At 45.9% G+C, this 17,315-nt stretch carries 24 protein-coding genes and 2 pseudogenes; 22 read left to right on the top strand and 4 right to left on the bottom strand.

The genetic code is table 11. The annotated features are described in order from the left end of the window. The first annotated feature begins 37 nt into the window (after window positions 1-37). The 12 genes and pseudogenes from I4V84_RS09435 to I4V84_RS09385 form a co-directional block, all read left to right on the top strand. Window positions 38-721 (top strand): class I SAM-dependent methyltransferase, encoded by a 684-nt coding sequence (locus I4V84_RS09435; protein WP_187566322.1) that lies wholly within the window; start codon window positions 38-40, stop codon window positions 719-721. 51 nt (window positions 722-772) lie between these two features. After that, window positions 773-1,474 (top strand): L-2-amino-thiazoline-4-carboxylic acid hydrolase, encoded by a 702-nt coding sequence (locus tag I4V84_RS09430; RefSeq protein ID WP_195991767.1) that lies wholly within the window; start codon window positions 773-775, stop codon window positions 1,472-1,474. Then, window positions 1,474-1,965, top strand: coding sequence for a hypothetical protein (locus I4V84_RS09425; protein WP_187566320.1), 492 nt, complete (start codon window positions 1,474-1,476; stop codon window positions 1,963-1,965). Before I4V84_RS09430 ends, I4V84_RS09425 begins: the two co-directional genes overlap by 1 nt. A gap of 13 nt (window positions 1,966-1,978) precedes the next feature. Next, window positions 1,979-2,821 carry a class I SAM-dependent methyltransferase gene (locus tag I4V84_RS09420; RefSeq protein ID WP_195991765.1) on the top strand — a complete coding sequence of 281 codons (843 nt, stop codon included), beginning with the start codon at window positions 1,979-1,981 and terminating at the stop codon, window positions 2,819-2,821. Beyond that, window positions 2,818-3,552: a DUF6796 family protein gene (locus I4V84_RS09415; RefSeq protein ID WP_187566318.1), complete on the top strand. Its 735-nt coding sequence runs from the start codon at window positions 2,818-2,820 to the stop codon at window positions 3,550-3,552. The genes I4V84_RS09420 and I4V84_RS09415 overlap by 4 nt, the downstream gene beginning before the upstream one ends. Further along, the gene (locus tag I4V84_RS09410) at window positions 3,549-4,211 is read left to right on the top strand and encodes an L-2-amino-thiazoline-4-carboxylic acid hydrolase (protein WP_117854252.1); all 663 of its coding nucleotides are present in this window, start codon (window positions 3,549-3,551) and stop codon (window positions 4,209-4,211) included. Before I4V84_RS09415 ends, I4V84_RS09410 begins: the two co-directional genes overlap by 4 nt. Further along, complete coding sequence (locus I4V84_RS09405; protein WP_187566316.1) at window positions 4,208-4,807, top strand: L-2-amino-thiazoline-4-carboxylic acid hydrolase; 600 nt, start codon at window positions 4,208-4,210, stop codon at window positions 4,805-4,807. Before I4V84_RS09410 ends, I4V84_RS09405 begins: the two co-directional genes overlap by 4 nt. 10 nt (window positions 4,808-4,817) lie before the next feature. Beyond that, window positions 4,818-5,555 carry a DUF6796 family protein gene (locus I4V84_RS09400; protein ID WP_226837912.1) on the top strand — a complete coding sequence of 246 codons (738 nt, stop codon included), beginning with the start codon at window positions 4,818-4,820 and terminating at the stop codon, window positions 5,553-5,555. A 25-nt stretch (window positions 5,556-5,580) separates the two neighbouring features. After that, a complete protein-coding gene (locus I4V84_RS19625; RefSeq protein WP_207748647.1) occupies window positions 5,581-5,790 on the top strand; it encodes a hypothetical protein in 210 nt (69 codons plus the stop codon). Further along, window positions 5,777-6,205: a class I SAM-dependent methyltransferase gene (locus I4V84_RS09395; protein WP_243284060.1), complete on the top strand. Its 429-nt coding sequence runs from the start codon at window positions 5,777-5,779 to the stop codon at window positions 6,203-6,205. Before I4V84_RS19625 ends, I4V84_RS09395 begins: the two co-directional genes overlap by 14 nt. A 178-nt stretch (window positions 6,206-6,383) precedes the next feature. Then, window positions 6,384-7,010 (top strand): L-2-amino-thiazoline-4-carboxylic acid hydrolase, encoded by a 627-nt coding sequence (locus tag I4V84_RS09390; protein WP_117854249.1) that lies wholly within the window; start codon window positions 6,384-6,386, stop codon window positions 7,008-7,010. A gap of 489 nt (window positions 7,011-7,499) precedes the next feature. Beyond that, window positions 7,500-7,757 (top strand): annotated as a pseudogene (locus tag I4V84_RS09385) (group II intron reverse transcriptase/maturase); the annotation flags it as partial. On the opposite strand, the pseudogene I4V84_RS09380 reads toward I4V84_RS09385, so the two are convergent. The 3 genes and pseudogenes from I4V84_RS09380 to I4V84_RS09370 form a co-directional block, all read right to left on the bottom strand. After that, window positions 7,758-7,955: pseudogene (locus I4V84_RS09380) on the bottom strand (relaxase/mobilization nuclease domain-containing protein); the annotation flags it as partial. A gap of 244 nt (window positions 7,956-8,199) precedes the next feature. Continuing rightward, the gene (locus I4V84_RS09375; protein WP_117854248.1) at window positions 8,200-8,490 is read right to left on the bottom strand and encodes a type II toxin-antitoxin system YafQ family toxin; all 291 of its coding nucleotides are present in this window, start codon (window positions 8,488-8,490) and stop codon (window positions 8,200-8,202) included. After that, on the bottom strand, window positions 8,487-8,765 hold the full coding sequence (locus I4V84_RS09370; protein ID WP_005924829.1) for a type II toxin-antitoxin system RelB/DinJ family antitoxin: 279 nt from the start codon (window positions 8,763-8,765) through the stop codon (window positions 8,487-8,489). Before I4V84_RS09370 ends, I4V84_RS09375 begins: the two co-directional genes overlap by 4 nt. Before the next feature lie 628 nt (window positions 8,766-9,393). Between I4V84_RS09370 and I4V84_RS09365 the strand changes: the two genes are divergently transcribed. The 9 genes from I4V84_RS09365 to I4V84_RS09330 all read left to right on the top strand — a co-directional run bounded on the left by I4V84_RS09365 (window position 9,394) and on the right by I4V84_RS09330 (window position 14,225). Next, window positions 9,394-10,179: a transglutaminase-like domain-containing protein gene (locus tag I4V84_RS09365; RefSeq protein ID WP_117854247.1), complete on the top strand. Its 786-nt coding sequence runs from the start codon at window positions 9,394-9,396 to the stop codon at window positions 10,177-10,179. A gap of 262 nt (window positions 10,180-10,441) precedes the next feature. Beyond that, complete coding sequence (locus I4V84_RS09360) at window positions 10,442-11,272, top strand: S1 RNA-binding domain-containing protein (protein ID WP_306797082.1); 831 nt, start codon at window positions 10,442-10,444, stop codon at window positions 11,270-11,272. A 4-nt stretch (window positions 11,273-11,276) separates the two neighbouring features. Beyond that, the gene (locus I4V84_RS20505; RefSeq protein WP_301331857.1) at window positions 11,277-11,408 is read left to right on the top strand and encodes a hypothetical protein; all 132 of its coding nucleotides are present in this window, start codon (window positions 11,277-11,279) and stop codon (window positions 11,406-11,408) included. An 88-nt stretch (window positions 11,409-11,496) separates the two neighbouring features. After that, complete coding sequence (locus I4V84_RS09355) at window positions 11,497-11,952, top strand: zinc-finger-containing protein (RefSeq protein WP_117854246.1); 456 nt, start codon at window positions 11,497-11,499, stop codon at window positions 11,950-11,952. Continuing rightward, a complete protein-coding gene (locus I4V84_RS09350) occupies window positions 11,949-12,626 on the top strand; it encodes a hypothetical protein (protein WP_207748641.1) in 678 nt (225 codons plus the stop codon). The genes I4V84_RS09355 and I4V84_RS09350 overlap by 4 nt, the downstream gene beginning before the upstream one ends. A 69-nt stretch (window positions 12,627-12,695) precedes the next feature. Next, a complete protein-coding gene (locus I4V84_RS09345) occupies window positions 12,696-13,331 on the top strand; it encodes a hypothetical protein (protein WP_195991761.1) in 636 nt (211 codons plus the stop codon). A gap of 114 nt (window positions 13,332-13,445) precedes the next feature. After that, window positions 13,446-13,724, top strand: a complete 279-nt coding sequence (locus I4V84_RS09340; RefSeq protein ID WP_117854243.1) for a hypothetical protein — start codon at window positions 13,446-13,448, stop codon at window positions 13,722-13,724. Then, window positions 13,724-13,966, top strand: a complete 243-nt coding sequence (locus I4V84_RS09335; protein WP_117854242.1) for a hypothetical protein — start codon at window positions 13,724-13,726, stop codon at window positions 13,964-13,966. Before I4V84_RS09340 ends, I4V84_RS09335 begins: the two co-directional genes overlap by 1 nt. A 1-nt stretch (window position 13,967) precedes the next feature. Continuing rightward, window positions 13,968-14,225, top strand: a complete 258-nt coding sequence (locus I4V84_RS09330; protein WP_117854241.1) for a hypothetical protein — start codon at window positions 13,968-13,970, stop codon at window positions 14,223-14,225. 216 nt (window positions 14,226-14,441) lie between these two features. Here the strand turns inward: I4V84_RS09330 and I4V84_RS09325 are convergent, their stop codons facing one another. Further along, entirely contained in the window at window positions 14,442-15,626 is a 1,185-nt protein-coding gene (locus I4V84_RS09325; protein ID WP_195991759.1) for a helix-turn-helix domain-containing protein, read from the bottom strand. A 213-nt stretch (window positions 15,627-15,839) separates the two neighbouring features. Between I4V84_RS09325 and I4V84_RS09320 the strand changes: the two genes are divergently transcribed. Then, on the top strand, window positions 15,840-17,258 hold the full coding sequence (locus tag I4V84_RS09320; RefSeq protein WP_243284059.1) for an MFS transporter: 1,419 nt from the start codon (window positions 15,840-15,842) through the stop codon (window positions 17,256-17,258). Window positions 17,259-17,315: the final 57 nt, after the last annotated feature.

The raw sequence follows: 17,315 nt of genomic DNA, 5'->3' as shown, positions 1-17,315 counted from the left end.
AACGGTCGTGTGATGATTGAAACACGGAGGAAGAACCATGGAACGAAAAGAAGCTATTCGCGGTGCGTACCGAATGACGGGCGGAAACAGTTTTTATGACGGCATGATCACCTGCTCTACTCTGAGCGGGAAAGCGGTGTGCCGCTTGGTGTGGGCAATGAACAAGGCGAAAAACGACGCCCATCTGGAAAAGGCAATGTCCGGTATTCCGGAGCATTTCTCCGGCAAGCTGCTGGAAGTGCCGGTGGGAACAGGGATTCTGACCATGCCGGTTTATCGGACTATGCCGGAAGCGGACATTACCTGTCTCGATTATTCGCCCGATATGATGAGGCAGGCACGGGAAAAGGCTGACTGCCTGCACCTGAAAAATGTAACCTTCCGGCAGGGAGATGTGGGAGCACTCCCCTATGCAGACGACACCTTTGACATCGTTTTGTCGTTGAACGGCTTTCACGCTTTCCCGGACAAAGGGGCCGCCTATCGGGAGGTATTCCGGGTTTTGAGACCCGGCGGGACATTCTGCGGCTGCTTTTATGTGATGGGCGAGCACAAGCGGACGGATTGGTTTGTCCGGCATGCTTATGAAAAGGCAGGGTTTTTCACACCGCCCTATGAGACGGTTTCCAGTCTGAAAGCACGGCTGGATGGAATGTATACGGATGTGGACATGGGAAACCTGAAAAGCATGGCATGGTTTGTCTGCCGAAAAGCGGGTTAAATCTGAGATGGTCTCATGCACGCAAGAAAGAACAAGGAGGGAGGCAATCAGATGAAGGACAACGAGCTTCTATTCGACCGCAAAAGCCATGTGCTGTATTCAAAGCCTTGCAAGAAAGAGATACGGGCGAAGATCGCCCTGCACTACCCGGAAGCAGAGCGGGAGGCGATATGGGAACAGGTACAGCGGCAGTACGCGGTCTTTCTCTCCGACTGGCGCACCGACTTGGGCGGCAAAAAGAACTTCCACAACGGCGTAGGCGGCACCTACGACTGCATCGCCATCATGAGCTATTATGTGGTCTGCAAAGCAGTTACTTCGTTCCGTGAAATCGAAGAGATGGAGGAAAATCTGATCCTGCCGATCTTCCGCAGGCTGAAATTTGTGGACTGCAACAAGCCGTTCTGGAGGAAGCTGATGTACAAGGCGTTTGTTCGTTCGAAAAGCGGCTGCGACAAATGGCACGATTACGAGATGGCGGTTGCGCCTTATGAAACCGACAAGCCTATTTATTATGAATTTACGGCGTGCCCGGCAGCGGAGTTTGCTATCAAGCACGGTCTTACGGATATTATGCCCGCCCTGTGTAATGTGGACTTTGCGTCTATGGAGCTGCTCCATGCAAGACTGGTGCGGACGACTACCTGCGTGGACGGCTGCCGATGTGATTATACCATCTGCGGCAACAAGGATCCATATTTAAAGGAGCATCCCGAATACCGGGACGAAAAAGGATACAGGAGGAACAAGTAATGCTTTTACAAACGGTTTTGGAAGGTCTGGGGCTGGGGGTTCTGCTGATTATCATCTGTGCCGTGGGTATCCGCAAGGGCGCGGTGGGCATGGTGCATCTTTACAGCCCGGAGGTGCAGGAGCGGTGCGTAACGCTGGGACTTACAACACACGCGAAAATTAAGCGAAATGCTTTGATTTTCAAAGCTGTCTGCGTTCCCGGTTACATCGCCTATGTGCTGGTGTGTGTCTATGCGCTCAACGGCGCAAAGGGCTTCGTTCAGGGCTTTTGGCAGCTGCTGGTCATACTGTCCGTTATGAATCTCATAGACCGATTTTGGGTTGACGGCTATTGGGTAGGACATACGAACGCATGGGAAATTCCGGGAACGGAAGACCTGAAACCCTACATTACAGCCAAGGATAAGGGCAAAAAGTGGCTGTTCGGCACAGTTGGTATGGCGGTCATTTCGGCAGCACTGGCGGCGATTATGTCGGTATTTATTCACTGAAGGAGATACCTATATGAAATATAAAATCGAGAAAAACACCGTACAGGAGACGCTGATCATTCCGCTGTATGCGCGGAAGGTCTGCTCAGAACTATACCCGAATCTTTACCGGGACGAAACAGCGGTTCGCCTGATTGACGAGATCGACTACGACTTTTCAGAGGCGGAGAAAAAATCCCGCAGCCTGATGCAGCGTTTCGGTTCACTGGAGGTGGCCATGCGGCAGAATGACCTTGCTTTTGAGGTGCGGGATTATCTGAAATCTCACCCCAATGCGGCGGTGGTCAATCTGGGCTGCGGACTGGACAGCACAGGGAGAAGCTGCGACAACGGCAGTTGCAAGATTTATAATCTGGACTTCCCGGATGTGATCGCCGTGCGCAATGAGCTGCTGCCCGCCGGGGAGCGTGAAGAAAATATCCCCTGCGATTTGAACAATACCGAATGGCTTAGAAAAATTGACTCTTCAAACGGTGCGGTATTCTTTGCCTCCGGCGTGTTCTACTATTTTTTGACCGAGCAGGTCAAGACGCTGGTACAGCAAATGGCAGACGCTTTTCCGGACAGCGTGCTGGTGTTTGACGCTGCAAATCGGACGGCGGTGAAGATGATCGCCAAGACATGGCTCAAGAGCGCGAAGATCCAGGATGTGGGCGCGTATTTTGCGGTTTCGAACGCAAAAAGCGAGCTTTCCCTGTGGGACAGCCGTTTGCAGGTCACGAGTCGGGGCTATATGCTGGGCTACAACGATCTCCGCGACCCATCCGTCAGCGGCTTTTTCCGTTTTCTCGCAAAGGTCGGCGACGGCATGATGAAAATGCAGATCGTGAAGATCGGATTTGGAGGCAGGAAATGAAATCGAGTAAAGAAAAACGAGCGCTTATTGCGGGCATGATCGGGTGCTTGCTCTATGTGATCGGCGACTTTTTGTTTGCGGCGACCGGGAAAACCCAAAGCACGGAATCCATCGGACTGATGGTCAAAGTCGCCTATCTCAATATGGCCACATGGCGCATGGTGGTCAGCATTATCTGCGGTGTTCTCGGAACGGCACTCTATTACATCGGTTTTCACCAGATGTGGAAGCTCCTGAAGCGGCACCTCACCCAACCAAAGCAGCAGAAGTGGGTCAAGCTGTTTCATATCGCCTATCTCACCGGCACGGTCTGCTGGGGCTATGTCCATGCTATGTTTACGAACATGGCGCTGATCTTCAAGTTTACCTTTGAGAAATACGGCGATATGCAGGCGGCAGCAGAGATCGCCAATAAGGTTTTTTACTGCAACGCCGCGCCGCTGCTGGCAGCATATATCCTGTGTGATGTACTTCTTTCCGTCGTGATGCTCGTTATGATCTGGAAAAGGATGCTCCCGCTGAAAAACACAGCACAGCGGATATTGGCATCCTTCTGCAACCCCATCGTTTTTACGGGGATTGTGGGAAATCTCTTCACGCTTCTGCCGTGGCCGCTGGATCAGATCGATCACGGCACGGAATCCGCCGGACACCTGCTGGTTTTGGTATTGGGGCTGGTTTTGCTGCGGGAGAAGGCAAAATGCGGAGAATGTAAGGAGACAGTGCAATGAAATACATAGGTATGCCCATGGGAATGTGGGCGCTGTTTGCAGGCTCATTCCAAAAGCAGCTGACAGAGGTGCTCGGCTACGATACCGATACGGCAAAAGCGATCACGAAAAATGCAAAGCCGAAATACAAAGCAATCATCGCAGACCTGCCGGAGTTTGAAAAAGCGGATCGCTTCAAGATGAACATCGTCAACTGCGCAATGATCGGCGCGTTCGTTCTCTCCATGCCGGAGCGTCCGGATGTGGAGTGGCTGACGGAGTATTACGCAAAATCCATGATGACAAAGCCGATGAAATGGTTCTGCCGCAAGAGCGGAAAGAGCAAATTTGCCGAAAAGGACATTTCCGGCATGAAGGCGACCGCAGCCTTGAAAGCCGCCGACCGCAACCCGTATTCATGGAATATGGAGTTTTACGAATACCCCGACGGCAGCGGATACGAGGGACGCTTCACCAAATGCGGCATCTGTGTGCTGATGAAAAAGCTGGGGCTATATGACCTCACTCCGGCGCTGTGCCGCCTGGACTACACCATGAGCGAAGCGGGCGGCGTGACCGACTTCGTGCGGCAGTACACTCTCGCCTCCGGCGGCCCATACTGCGACTGCGGGTATAAAAAGAAGGGCTTCGTGAAGCCTGAGACGGAGGCCGGACGATGAAGGAAACCTATCTCTCCCGTGATTTTCGGGAGACTGCGGCACAGCGCTTTTCCTCGCACGCCAAGGAGCTGAAGGCCTTTTTTGATACACGGTTGAATGCGCTGCTGGCTGAAAATGCAGATGCAAGCAAGGAGAAGCAATACCACCTCAAGCGGCAGATCTTACCGGGTATTGCGGCCTACGAAACCTTGCAGCGGGTCATGCCGAAAGAAGAGGCGCTGCAAATCGTTCACGGCTATGTGGAGCGGTTGGCGAGAACGAGTCACAAACAGCTTGCCACCCTGCTGCTCATACCGGGGCTTTACCGCCTTGTTCCCAGCGTTTTCGTCAAATCCACGCGGAGCGTCTTCGGCCCGGCGGCGGGCTTTGACCCAAAGGAGTTGCAGGTCGGCAACGGTATATGGCGTGTGGATATGGTGAAATGTCCCTATCACGACACCTGCGCAGAATACGGCTACCCGGAGCTGTGCCGCTGCTTTTGCGACAGTGACGACATCAGCTACGCCGGGCTGCATCCGAAGCTGATTTGGGAGAGAAGCATGACGTTGGGGCGCGGGGACGACCGCTGCGACTTTTGCATGAAGATCATAAAATAGGGGCGCAGGAATGAAGAAAATGAAGACGAAAGAAACAAAACAGTTCATCCGCTGGTGCATTCTTGGCGCGATCGGATGTGGATTGATGGCTGCCGGGGACTGGCTGCTGGGGTGCGTTCCGCTTCAGAAAACCGACACCGGCCTTTTCAACAGAGCCTGTTATCTGTCTGGCTCTTATGGGCTGTGGAGGCCCGTGCTTACCGTTGGACTGGGAGCGATTGGGGGCTTTCTCTATTACTTTGTGGTAAAAGCACTGAATGCGGACATCGACGAAAAATATAGAAAGACCAGAACCATCCAGTTTCTGTGCGGGATATTCACCGTTGCGATCGCTCTGACCATCCATACATGGGTGGCCACCATGGCATGGTTTACCACCTATCTGGGGCCGCGTATCAGAGCGGAGGCCGCGCTTGCGGCGGTTACGGCCTATCAGGACGATATGCTCCCCGCGATCCTCCCCATGTATGTTCCGATGCTATTGGTTTTTGGTATCCATTTTGTGATGCTGCTTGCCGGAAAAACGCGCTATCCAAGGTGGATGCTTGCTTTCCATCCGGTCACATGGAACCTTCTGCTGGCTGCAGTACCGGATATTGCGCAGGCAATGCAGATGCCGGTGGCTACATGGATGTCCGTGATGAGCCAGAGCAGCACGAACAGTGCTATCATGATCTGGTGCATCGCGGCTGCGGTTTATGAGAGAAGTCACACTCAATTAAAAAGGAGTCTTGAATATGAAGCCTGACTACAAAAACTGAATTCCCAAGGGAATGCTGGTTTCGCTTATCGCGGGAACGGTGCTGTCCCTTGCGCTGCTGCTCGTTTTCGGCGTATTCGGCATCGGTGTGAGCGGAAAGCTGCGCGTCGCGCTGGGAGTGGTGTTCGGCATTGCCTTTGTCGTTTGTGCAAAGTACACCCAGCGGTGCGCTGACCATTGCCTGCGCAAAGCGCAATCCCCAGGGGAAAATGGTCGGCATTGACCGCTGGGGCAAGGAATATGCCTCCTTCAGCCTGCCGCTGTGCGAAAAAAACGCCGCTGCGGAGGGCGTGAAAAACGTTTCGTTCCGGCGTGGAAACGCCGTGAAGCTGGATTTCCCCGACGAGAGCTTCGACGCAGTGACCAGCAACTATGTCTATCACAATATCACGGGGAAGGACAAGCAGGCGCTTCTGCTGGAAACGCTGCGCGTGCTGAAAAAGGGCGGAACGTTTGCCATCCATGACCTGATGTCGCCTCGCAGATACGGCGATATGCAGGAGTTTGTCCAAAAGCTCAGGGATATGGGCTATGAGCGCGTAGAGCTGATCGACACGACCGACGGCAGCTTTATGACGCCGAAGGAAGCCGGACGCCTGATGCTTTGCGGCTCAACATTGCTGGTGGGAAGAAAGTAATCGGCGCGGCATCATGGAAAGCTGATCTCCGCACAGTTTGACAGCTACCGCCGGAGCATGGCGGAATGTACCGACCGCAAGACTGCCGGGCTATATATGGACGCGACGATGGTCTATCACTTCGGCGGCTAGGCTACGTTTCTTAAGCCTGTAAATAAATCACGGGAGGAAAAGTGATATGAAATACAACGGCTTTTATTTCTGGATGTTCAAAAGCCCGATGAAAAAGGTTCTGGCAGAGAAGTACGGCAGGGAATATGCCGCCGACATTATGAAAAAGAGCAAAAAGGTCTATCGTGAGCTTGTCGAGAAAGCAGACGACATCGGTGACGATAACCCTATGGCATACAACGAGTTGTTCGCCCTTGCCTTCGTTGCGCCCTATGTGGCAAGCGAAAAGAAAATTCCGCCAACGGTCGTGCAGGAAATGATGCGCCGCTCACTCTATCATATCAAGTGGTATTTTGCAAAGACCGACTTGAATACCGACAAGGGCAAGGCGGAGAACAAAAAGAGCGTTGTCAAATACGCCAAATGGTACACGCCCGAAAAGGAAGCGAAATACCCGACCTCCTTCAAGGTGGATTTTGTCGGGCAGCCGTATGAGGGTGCCTGTTACTACCGCATTACCCGCTGCCCGATTTGCATTTACACGGAGAAACTCAGTGTTTCCGAACTCATGCCGTTGTTCTGCGAACTTGATGAAGTGATGATCACGCTTCAGCACGGCGTGCTGCACAGAAAACAGACGCTGGCGAATGGCGGAGAGTATTGCGACTACTTTATTACCGGAAACAGAGAATAAACGGAGAAGCTCGTATCGGTCAATAGCTGATACGAGCTTCTTTTCATATGTGCGCCTAGCGGCGCACGTTTCTAACGGGTTAAAGTCCCGAATCCTCCCGGTAGTGGGAAGGATATAGCCGAAAGCAAGGGTGTCCATCGTGAGATGGAATCTGAAGGAAGCTGGATGTGAGGAACATACTAACTCATGGGCAAATCTCTGGTCTGACGGACAGAAACCTTATATGAGGTTATGCATGAGGGTAAGGTTGCATATCAAATCGAAGCCCAATAACTACACGGAATCATGCATGATAAATGAGGCAGACGGATGGAGAGGAAGAAACGTGTGGTACCTAGGGAGGTCTGTGCGGTACGCCTTGAAAGAGGTAACCATTGCATAAAGCAATGCTGAACGCACAGAAGTCAGCAGAGGTCATAGTAGCCGAGAGGTGAAGGACCGAATCAGTAGGAGTCTTGAGTATGAACGAGAAAGGAGGAATGACCGTCTATGGCAGAAAACATTGAAAACAATGGCTGTTTGCAAAGAGATAATGCGGAACATGAAGGGTATGTGAAAGCGTCTAGGTCATTCAATCGGATATGGAAAGAAAGAGACAGTGCACAGCCGAGACTTTTGGAAGCGATACTGTATAAAGACAACTTTAACAGAGCGTATAAGAGAGTTAAGGCAAACAAGGGAGCGCCAGGAATTGATGGCATGACCATTGAGGAGGCTCTTCCATATCTAAAGGAACATCAACAAGAGTTTATAGCTTTTACTTTTTTCTCCGGTTGGCATACTGGTGGCAAGTCCATTTTCATGGCAGATACGATTACTGATTCTGCAGAGTTTATGGTAACTCCGCTTATTGGAAACATACTTGTGATGATCAACAAAGCTTGCGGCGTTAAAGATGATATGATTGTGAATATGATTTTTGTCAACGTGGGTGCTGATCACGAAGCTTTGAATTGGGTGATCCAAGTTATTGTGATAATAGCCTTGATTCCTATACAACATTTGGAATTTCCTATGACAAAATCTCTGATAACTGGATATATGATGGGAAAATTATTCATATTCTCTATGATGCAGACCCCAACATCAACTGTGATAACAATGCAAGTGATGGTATCAACCTCAAAGATGACTTCCTTTGCATACATAAAAACCGCTGTACAGGTCTCCCCATACAGCGGCAGACTGTTTATTTCCCGAACAAGTCGCTGTGTGTGCCGGTGCGAGCCAGCGTCAGCACCAGAACATCATCCTCAATGCGGTAGACAAGCAACCAGTCCGGAAGAATATGACATTCCCGATGACCTGCCCAATCGCCTGACAGGTCATGGTCACGGTTCTTATCCGGCAACTGTTCGCCCATCGCCAGCAATGTCACGACCTGCTCCAGCAGCTCGATCTTCAAGCCACGCTTTATGGCTCGTTTATAGTCTTTTTTGAAACATGTGGTGTACTTGACGGTATATTTTGTTTCTTTCATCTTTTTAGATCAGCAAACAACTCGTCAAGGTCATTGTAGCCCTTTACAGACGGGTCTTTTGCAATCCTTTCCGCTTCCAGCATGGCAGCAACCGTTTCTTTGTTCGGCTGTTCTAGCCTTACCTCAAAGGGAATGCCGCCTTCACGAAGCGACTGGCGCACAAAGATGTTAAATGCCGTAGTCAGGTTCATGCCAAGTTCAGTAAACAGTGCGTCCGCCTGCGCTTTCAAATCTGCGTCCATGCGGATACTGATGTTTGTAGTATTTCCAGCCATACGATCAGCTCCTTTCTGCTGGCAATTATAGTATATGTCATTTGCACGAAGAAAACAATACTTTGCACGAATATTTAATGTTAAATTAATTTAAAGAGGAGTTGAAGATGAATTTTATAAAGAAAAAAGGGTGCTGGGTGTCAAAGAAACAGAATTATCTAATGCAAGGGATTGTATTTGCTTCCAGATTGTATTGCCGTATCAGTACCACGCTGGAGATATTTTGCGAAATTTTCTTTTATCGATACTGCTTGCCATCATGAGCGTGGCATATATTTCGAAAGCTTGTTAAGAAACGAGTAAAGCTTGTATGGAAGCTATTTGGAATACAAACTGTATCCAAGGAATCATAAAATTTCTGGAATAAATAGAGATTATTCTGGAAGTGATATGTGTTAAAATTGCATTCTTATTTCTACAAAAAAGAAATTGCTTCAAAATTTGAAATATTATAAAATAAAATTTGCAGAAAGAGTACAAAAAGTGAGTTCCCTTTTGGAAATTCCTTTTCGTACTCTTTTTCTATTAAAAAGTTTATTTTTTTCCAAAATCCTATTGAAACTAAAAGAACCAACTTGCTACACTCGCAGTAGAAACCAGAGGATAATCAAAAAATGGAGGGTTACCAATGAAAGAAAAACAGTTACAGCAAAAGAAAAGAAGAATCTTATGGGGATGGATCCTGGCAGTATTGTTACTTAGCATCAGTATGGGAACCGTCAATGTTCAGGCGGCAAAGCTAAAACTTAACAAAACAAAAGTTACCGTATATAAAGGTTGTACGGAAACATTAAAAGTAACTGGCAGCAAAAAGAAAGTAAAATGGAGTAGTTCCAAAAAGGCGGTCGCGTCTGTTTCTTCTTCTGGGAAGATAAAAGGGAAAAAGAAAGGAACGACAGTGATTTATGCAAAGGTTGGAAAACAAACTTTGAAATGCAAAGTTACAGTGAAGGAACCAAGTAATGCTCAGAGATTAAATCTAGCGAAAAAGGAAGCAAGGAAAATTGTAAAGAAATATGTAATTTCCAATCTGAATACGAAAGAACGTGCCTTTGTTCTATTTCAGTATCTGACTGAGCATTGTTGCTGGCAACTTAATCAGTCTACAGAAGCTTATAAAAAGAATTACGGAAATGAAGCTTATGCGGCATTAATTTTGAAAAAGGCGGCCTGTTCCGGCTATGCAAGGGCATACAAATTACTCTGTGAGGCAGCAGGTATTCCGGTAAGACATGTGAATGCAGGAAGCTGGACGCATCAGTGGAATGAAATAAAGGCAAATGGAAAATGGATTAAGGTGGATGCTTATGGGGGAACCTTCGCAGATACAACCGGAATTCGGAAATCACTTCTGAAAGAAAATAAAAATAAGGAGCAGCTGGTGTTTAAATTTGTGATGGAAGAAGAGGAATAAAAGATTCGGACATCAAAAAACAGACAGGATACAATTCTACAGAAGTGAAGAAATCTGGAAATGAAACCGACGCGTGTTAAATAATGAAGGAGAATGCAATTTACGACCAAAATGCGACTTTATTGCAACCTCTATAACATTGACTTCCGATTCCATCCATTATAGAATGGTATTTGTAAAAAGAAGGCACAATTAGCAGCTTGTTACGCACAGGCTGCTATTTTTGTGCCTTTTTAATCGTATTACTAATAGGAGGGTTTACATGGATAACACAAAAAGAGCACTTGCAGAGGAAGCCACAGAAAAAGAAATACCCCGGGCCGCTTACGAAGGGGTGCTTACCATTGATGTGGATGCACAGGTGGAAAGCATGGAAGAGCAGGAAGATGCCAGATGGCACCAACTGTTAAATGCACATCGTACCAGAAAGGTTCTGACCGGGCAGCTTGGCGGCATTGAAAAGCTGGAAAGCGGTTGGATGGTTGCGGTTACCTATTACAACGGTTTCCGTATCATCATCCCCATGAATGAAATGATGATTAACTTAAGCGGGGATGGTCGGGAAAACGCAGATACCTTAAACCGCCAGGTCCGGATTGCCAACAACATGCTTGGCTGTGACATTGATTTTATCATCAAGGATCTGGATGCCAAAAGCCGCAGCGTGGTGGCTTCCAGAAAAGATGCCATGCTCCGGAAAAGACAAACATTCTACTTTGGGGAAACAGGGGAAAAGCCTCTTTTGTATCCGGGCAGGATCGTGGAGGCAAGAGTCATTGCGGTTGCACCAAAGGCAGTCCGCCTGGAAGTGTTTGGCGTGGAAGTTTCCGTCCGCGCAAGGGATATGGCCTGGGAATGGATGGGGGATGCCGGAGAAAAATTCCAGGTGGGAGATCTGGTCCTTGTTATGGTAAACAAGGTGGAAGCGGATTCGGTAGACCAGATTCGCGTGGAAGTGGATGCCAAAAGCCCGACGGCCAATACCAACAAGGACAATTTGCGGAAATGCCACCGTCAGGGCAAGTATACAGGTATCATTACAGAAGTTTATAAAGGAACCTATTTTTTTTATGCGCCTGGATATCGGAGTTAATGCAGTGGCACATAGTTGCAACATGACCACCCTTCCATCCAAAGGAGACAAGATCGGGCTGGTGGTGACGCGTATCAATGACAATTATGAGGTGGCAGAGGGAATTATTACACGACTAATCAAACGCTGTGTCTGAAAAAGTTTAAAAAAGTAATGAAATCCTATTGACACAGAAAAAGCGATTTTTCTACAATCGGCTCAAACAGGAAAGGAGCTGGTGCAACATGAGAAAAAAGAAAAAACAGGACAACAGACTGTATTGTCCTTATTGTGGACGGCAGGCAGTACTCCGCCCTGCAATGTACGTGTATGGGGAGAGGAACCTGGATCCGGAAAATTATCTGTATGTCTGTGGCGGGTATCCAGCATGTGATTCCTACATAGGAGTTCACAAAAAGAGCCTGAGTCCTATGGGAACCTTGGCAGATGGGAATCTTCGCCACAAGCGGATCGAAGCACACCGGGCGTTAAACGAAGTGATAAACGCAGGGGTTATGACCAAACATGGGCTTTATATCTGGCTGCAGAACCGGCTCTGCCTTTCAGAAACAGAAATGCATATCGGAAAATTTTCTTATTTTCGATGTGAAGAAACCATTCGGGAATGCAAAAAACTTATGGAACAAAACAAAATAAAAATCGAAACGGTTTCCTATGAGGAAAATAAGTTTGCTGCATGAAAGAAAGGAGGTATCAGGTGCGTTTGCAGGCAAAAGAAGATGAAGTTTACCATTTAATGGATCTAAAAGAGTGGTTTTCAGTTCTGATTGGACTTGGCAGCTTTTTGGAGGGAATCGCGCTTTATTTTTTCATCTTTCGAATAAGGGCCTGGGATCTTGCCTATTTGTGTGTGGCACTGGCTCTTAGTATCATATTTCTTTTGCAGCAGACTGCCGGCATCAGCAGACGAATCATGGAATCGGAATACTGTTATATGGAACTGGAACCAGATAGCCTTGCCGTCTGCCAGCCGGAGAAAAATGGAAGATATGAGTCCTGCCGTATTTTTTATCCGGAAATAGACAAGATCGTGGAAGGGAGCCGTCGTGGAATCCCGGAGTTTTATGTTGTGTTAAGAGAAACGGATCAGGAACGGGAGAGCTTTTTTCTATTGGATGATGAAGAGCAAAAGCGAAATATCTTCTGTGTCCGATCTTTTGGGTTTGACCATGAGGATTTTATCCATTTTTACCGAAAGCTCCGGTGGAATGTTCCTGGCAGGGTGCGGATTATCGGAACCAAAAACCAGGAGGTCAGGAACCTTCGAAAGCCAAATACGGGAATGTGTCTGCTGGCAGCCCTTTTTCTTGGCTATGTGGTTCCAAAACTTCTGGAAGTGATGAAGCTGTTTTAAGGAGGAACTTTAAATGATTTTTTATACAGCAGTGGGAAACCGGGTGGAAGAAGACTCCGGAAGGTTTGTGTGGTACGGGTTGGGGAGCAGGAAAAGGTACTCTCTGAGATGGAGACCATGATTTGGGCCGCCCTTACCTGGTCGGTATGCGAAGAGGCAAATGTACACTCCCAGATGTACCGGCTTTTATGTATTGCCCTTGGAAAAGAAAAGGCGATGGAATGGGCGGATGAAGAGGATTTTCGTTTTTGCTTAAACCGTCTGGTACGGCGCGGCTTGGTAGCCAGATGCGAGGGAGAGACAAAAGAAGAAGCACTGTTTTTCCTTTTTCAAAGGGCAGTACTGAAGCCAATCTGTTATTCTTTTTCTGACCGGATGCGAAACTTTACCGACAGCCTGGCCATGGGAAAAGGAATAAAGTTTGCCCTTCGTGCATTTCAAAAGCCTACATTTTCTTATGAAGAACACAAGGTCTTTACCCAGATCGTGAAAAATGGAACCATTTCCGATCATTTATGCAGCCTACAAAAAGAAACTCAAAAGGTTCCGGTAGCAGAAAAACAAAAAGAGGAGATTTTAGAACAGGTCAGCCAGGAGTATTTACGCATTTTAGTTTCCCTGTACAAAAAGAAACAGCTTGTGATTAGCTGTATCAGAGAGGAAGGCGGACTTGAAGCAAAAGAAAGGATGGCAGCAGTTGTATGAGAACCTGGAAAAAATCCAGATCGGGTATGAAAGGATTCCTGGCTTTTTCAGAAACGGATTGTGAACACTGTTTTGATCTGCCTGGTTATTTTATATTGCGGATGTACATTTGGAATGGCGGAAAAATCCACCGGGTTTGTACTATGGACCATTTATCTGGTGCTATGTGGATTTGGATATGCCGGATATGTCTTTTACCTGGCAGCAACAGGTGCCTATGAAATCGTGGAACTGGAAAAGATCGAGATGACACGCCAGCTGGATAAGGTGTACCGGCTTGATCATGCAGTAACCAAAACCCAGAAAGTGATCTTAAGTGCTTTTGACATGGATTGGAATTATGTGAAATACCGTGCAGAAAATATCAGCAGAATCTTGAAGGGAGTACAGTGATGGCAAGAAACATGAACAGGGAAACACTTGAACAGAAAATAGCAAAAACAGAGAGGGCAATCAGCCGGAACCGTGAACAGAATGACCGCCTGACAGCGGAACTGGAAGACCTGCATAAAAAGAAAAAAGCGATTTTGAATGAAGAAATTTTAAAAGCTATTGCAGGAAGCGAAAAAAGCTATGAGGAGATCCTCAGTTTTATACAAGGAAAAACGGATACCGACAGTAGAGAGGAAGAATGACATGGAAAAACAGGAGCAGGAAGAAAGGAAACACATAGAAGCTCTGGACAGAAAAATAGAAAGACTTCAGGAAAAAGTAATTAAAAAACATAAGGAATATAGTGTTCTTGCTGAGGAGCTTTCCACACTGCTGGATGAACGACACCCGGAACGGAAAATCGAGAGGGCAAAACAGGCGTTGTATGATGTATACGTGGAAAGTGAGCGTTCATTGGATGAAATCATTGACTTGATTCGGAATGCCGATGAATGGATATAGGCTGGATTTAGTTGTAAAATTTCTGGAAGTTCACAATTTATTAAAAGGCTGTTTGAAAATAAAGAAATCCAATTTGACTAAGGGATATCTTTATAAGAAGCAGCCTTTTTATATTTTATAGGTTATTATGTAGTTTGAGACATTTTCGTGACGTTACGAAAATGATAAACTAGCTGAAAAAAATTATCATTAATTTCTAAGATGGTGAAAAATTTTTTATATATGTTGTGTCTTTTTTCTATACTGTAAAGGTGTCAGCCCATATTTTTTCTTAAAAACATTCTGAAAATAAGACTGGCTGGAAAAACAAAGATAGTTCGAAATCTCAGTCAGGCTTTTATCACTATAAGTCAACAGTCCCTTGGCATCTTCCAGCTTACAGCGGACAATGTATGCCCCTATATTAATTCCAAGTTCTTCTTTAAAATGCTTCATGGTGTAGGAACTGCTGCGATGAATCTGTTTTGCGATATCTTCAATACTTAGATTTTCGTTGGTGTGGCAGCGGATGTAGCTCATACAGTTGTATATTTCAGAGGAAATTCCTTCTGGAATATGAGTATTAGCTGTATGGTGGCAGAAATCCTGTATCATGGAATACTGGAGGGATTTTACATCACTGATCGTCTGCAGTCGTTCGCATTCCTGAATATATAGATCCATAAGCTGATAGGTCTTTTCGATATCCAGACCGCCTGGAATGGCACCAAGCATTCCCACTTTTGTTGTTGTCGCGATAAATAGATTTTTGGCATGGCGCAAAGGCGTGTTGGCCATTTTTCCCTCTATGGATTGAAACTTGTTTGTGTTCAAAAAATGATCTAGTTTGACAGGGTTTCCTTCTTTTACTGCTTGATATAATTCCTGCTCAAAATAGTAGGAGTCGTGTAAATTATTATTCTCGATATTATTGGCAATTTCGTTGACGTTCTGTTCTTCACGTTTTCTCACGTGCTCATTGTCCTGTTGAAAAAGATCCTGGACACTTATTTCTTTTTGATTCAGACATAGGTGAATTAATGCGAGATGTCTGGAAAATTGCTGGTAAGTAATTCGCGGGATAGTACAGAGAAATTCTGCGACTGCCTCTTGGTATTCCAATGCAATGGCATTTTCATGCATATAAGTTCTGATAATTTCAGAAGTAACCGGAACACTAAAAGCTGGTCCGAGAACAATTGCGTAATCGGTTCCAAGGATATGGACAACTCCATATTCAATATCTGGTGAATATCGGTAAAAATTAGGGGTGTCATCAATCGGTGCCATTTCCCAATAACGCGCAGCCTTTACGGAACATACTTCACCAATAGAAGAATAAATGGCTTCGTTCTTTTTCATAAGACTGACTGGAATATGGGTAACAGAAAAATACATTTTGCAAAAAGATACATAATTCATATGAAAGCATCTCCTCAAGTTTTTCTAAATCTATATTTGACAGTATTTTTGGGGGCTTGTTAATGTTAAAAATCTGAAATTATATGTTGAATTTTACAATATAAAACCTTAAATTACAATACAGAAAAAACTAAGAATGATAAAGTTGAGGTATAAAAAGTTACTGATCCCTGGTAGCTATAAAAGTATTAGATACAAAAAGGAGAAGAAAACATGAGAAAAGAAAAACGCGGTCTGGGAGTTGACCGAAATGGTGTGCAGAAAATGATGCGCAAACGTGATTATCTTGCAGATATGTCAGGGCAGTTTGGCATGAATCTGGTAGCCAATCTGATTGGCCAGCTTACTTATTTCTATACGGATAAGGTAGGTTTGGCTGTTGGCGGCATTGGTATTGTAATGCTGATCGCAAAGATTGTAGATGCAGTGACGGATCTGTGGTTTGGAAATATAATCGATCACTCCAAAGGTGGAAATAGAAAATACTATCGTTGGATTTTAAGAATGATGGTTCCATATTCCATTCTGGCAGCATTACTGTTCTGCGTACCAATTAAGGCAGGACAGATTCCTGCACTGATATATGCATGTGTGACAAACATTCTTTTGTCAGCAGTATGCGGAACCCTGATGGGAACTCCAATGTCTGCTGTTATGGTTGTCAGAACAAACAGCCAGAGCGAACGTGAAAGTATGGGTGTATGCAGGGCTGTTGGTGCATATGGCTCTGGAATGGTAATCGCGATTCTTACAATTCCGATTACAAATGCCCTGGGCGGCAATCAGAATGCATGGATAAAATATGGCTTTATTATGGCACTTCTGGTTCTGTTAATGCTTTCTATCTGTTATATGAACGGTCGCAAAGCGAAACTTGTAGATGAAGTTAGTGAAAATGATAGTCAGGATGAGGAAGAGGCAATTCCGTTAAAGAAATCTATTCCAATGTTGTTTAAAAATAAATATTGGGTTATTTTAATACTTTTTAATCTGATCACACAGATTACAAACTCAATTGCCGCTACATCTGGTACTTATTACTGTAAATGGATTTTCGGAAATGATAATCTGGTAGCTCTTGCTGGAGCCATGGGATTTTTTGCTACTCTTATTGGTTTCGCCGTGTCGAAACCGATTATTGCAAAACTGGGAGTTCGTAAAACAATTGATTTCGGTGTACTGGGAGCTGCAGTTACTGCTTTGATCCGTTGTATTATCCCGACTAATTTTAAGGTATATATTGCAGTCAGTGTAATCGGAAGCTTTGTTCAGATTCCGCTGATGTGTCTGTACGGAGTTCTTCTGGCTATGGTTATCGATTACAACGAATATACATACTACAACAAAATGGTAGGTGTTTCATCAGGTGCAATTGGAATTGGAACCAAGATCGGTTCCGGTGTAGGTTCTGTAATCCTTACAGCTTGTCTGGCATTGGGCGCTTACAATCCGGATCTGGAAGTGGCAACTACATCTATGAGATATGCAATTTATGCGTTTTCAAACTATCTTCCACTTATCATTAATCTTGGATTATTTGTGCTGTTCCGGTTCTTTGATCTGGAGGAAAAACTTCCGGCAATTCATGAAGAACTGGCGAGAAGACGCAGCCAGAAAAGCACTGAGCAGTAAAACAGCAGTTACTGTTCACTGGTAACAAACACCAATTACCATAGCATCAGTCGTAAA

Source organism: Ruminococcus sp. 1001713B170207_170306_F1 (assembly GCF_015668065.1).
In the GTDB taxonomy this organism is placed as follows: domain Bacteria; phylum Bacillota; class Clostridia; order Lachnospirales; family Lachnospiraceae; genus Blautia_A; species Blautia_A faecis.
Note: the sequence above shows the minus strand (reverse complement) of the source record. Positions and strands in the feature narration are given on the sequence as shown.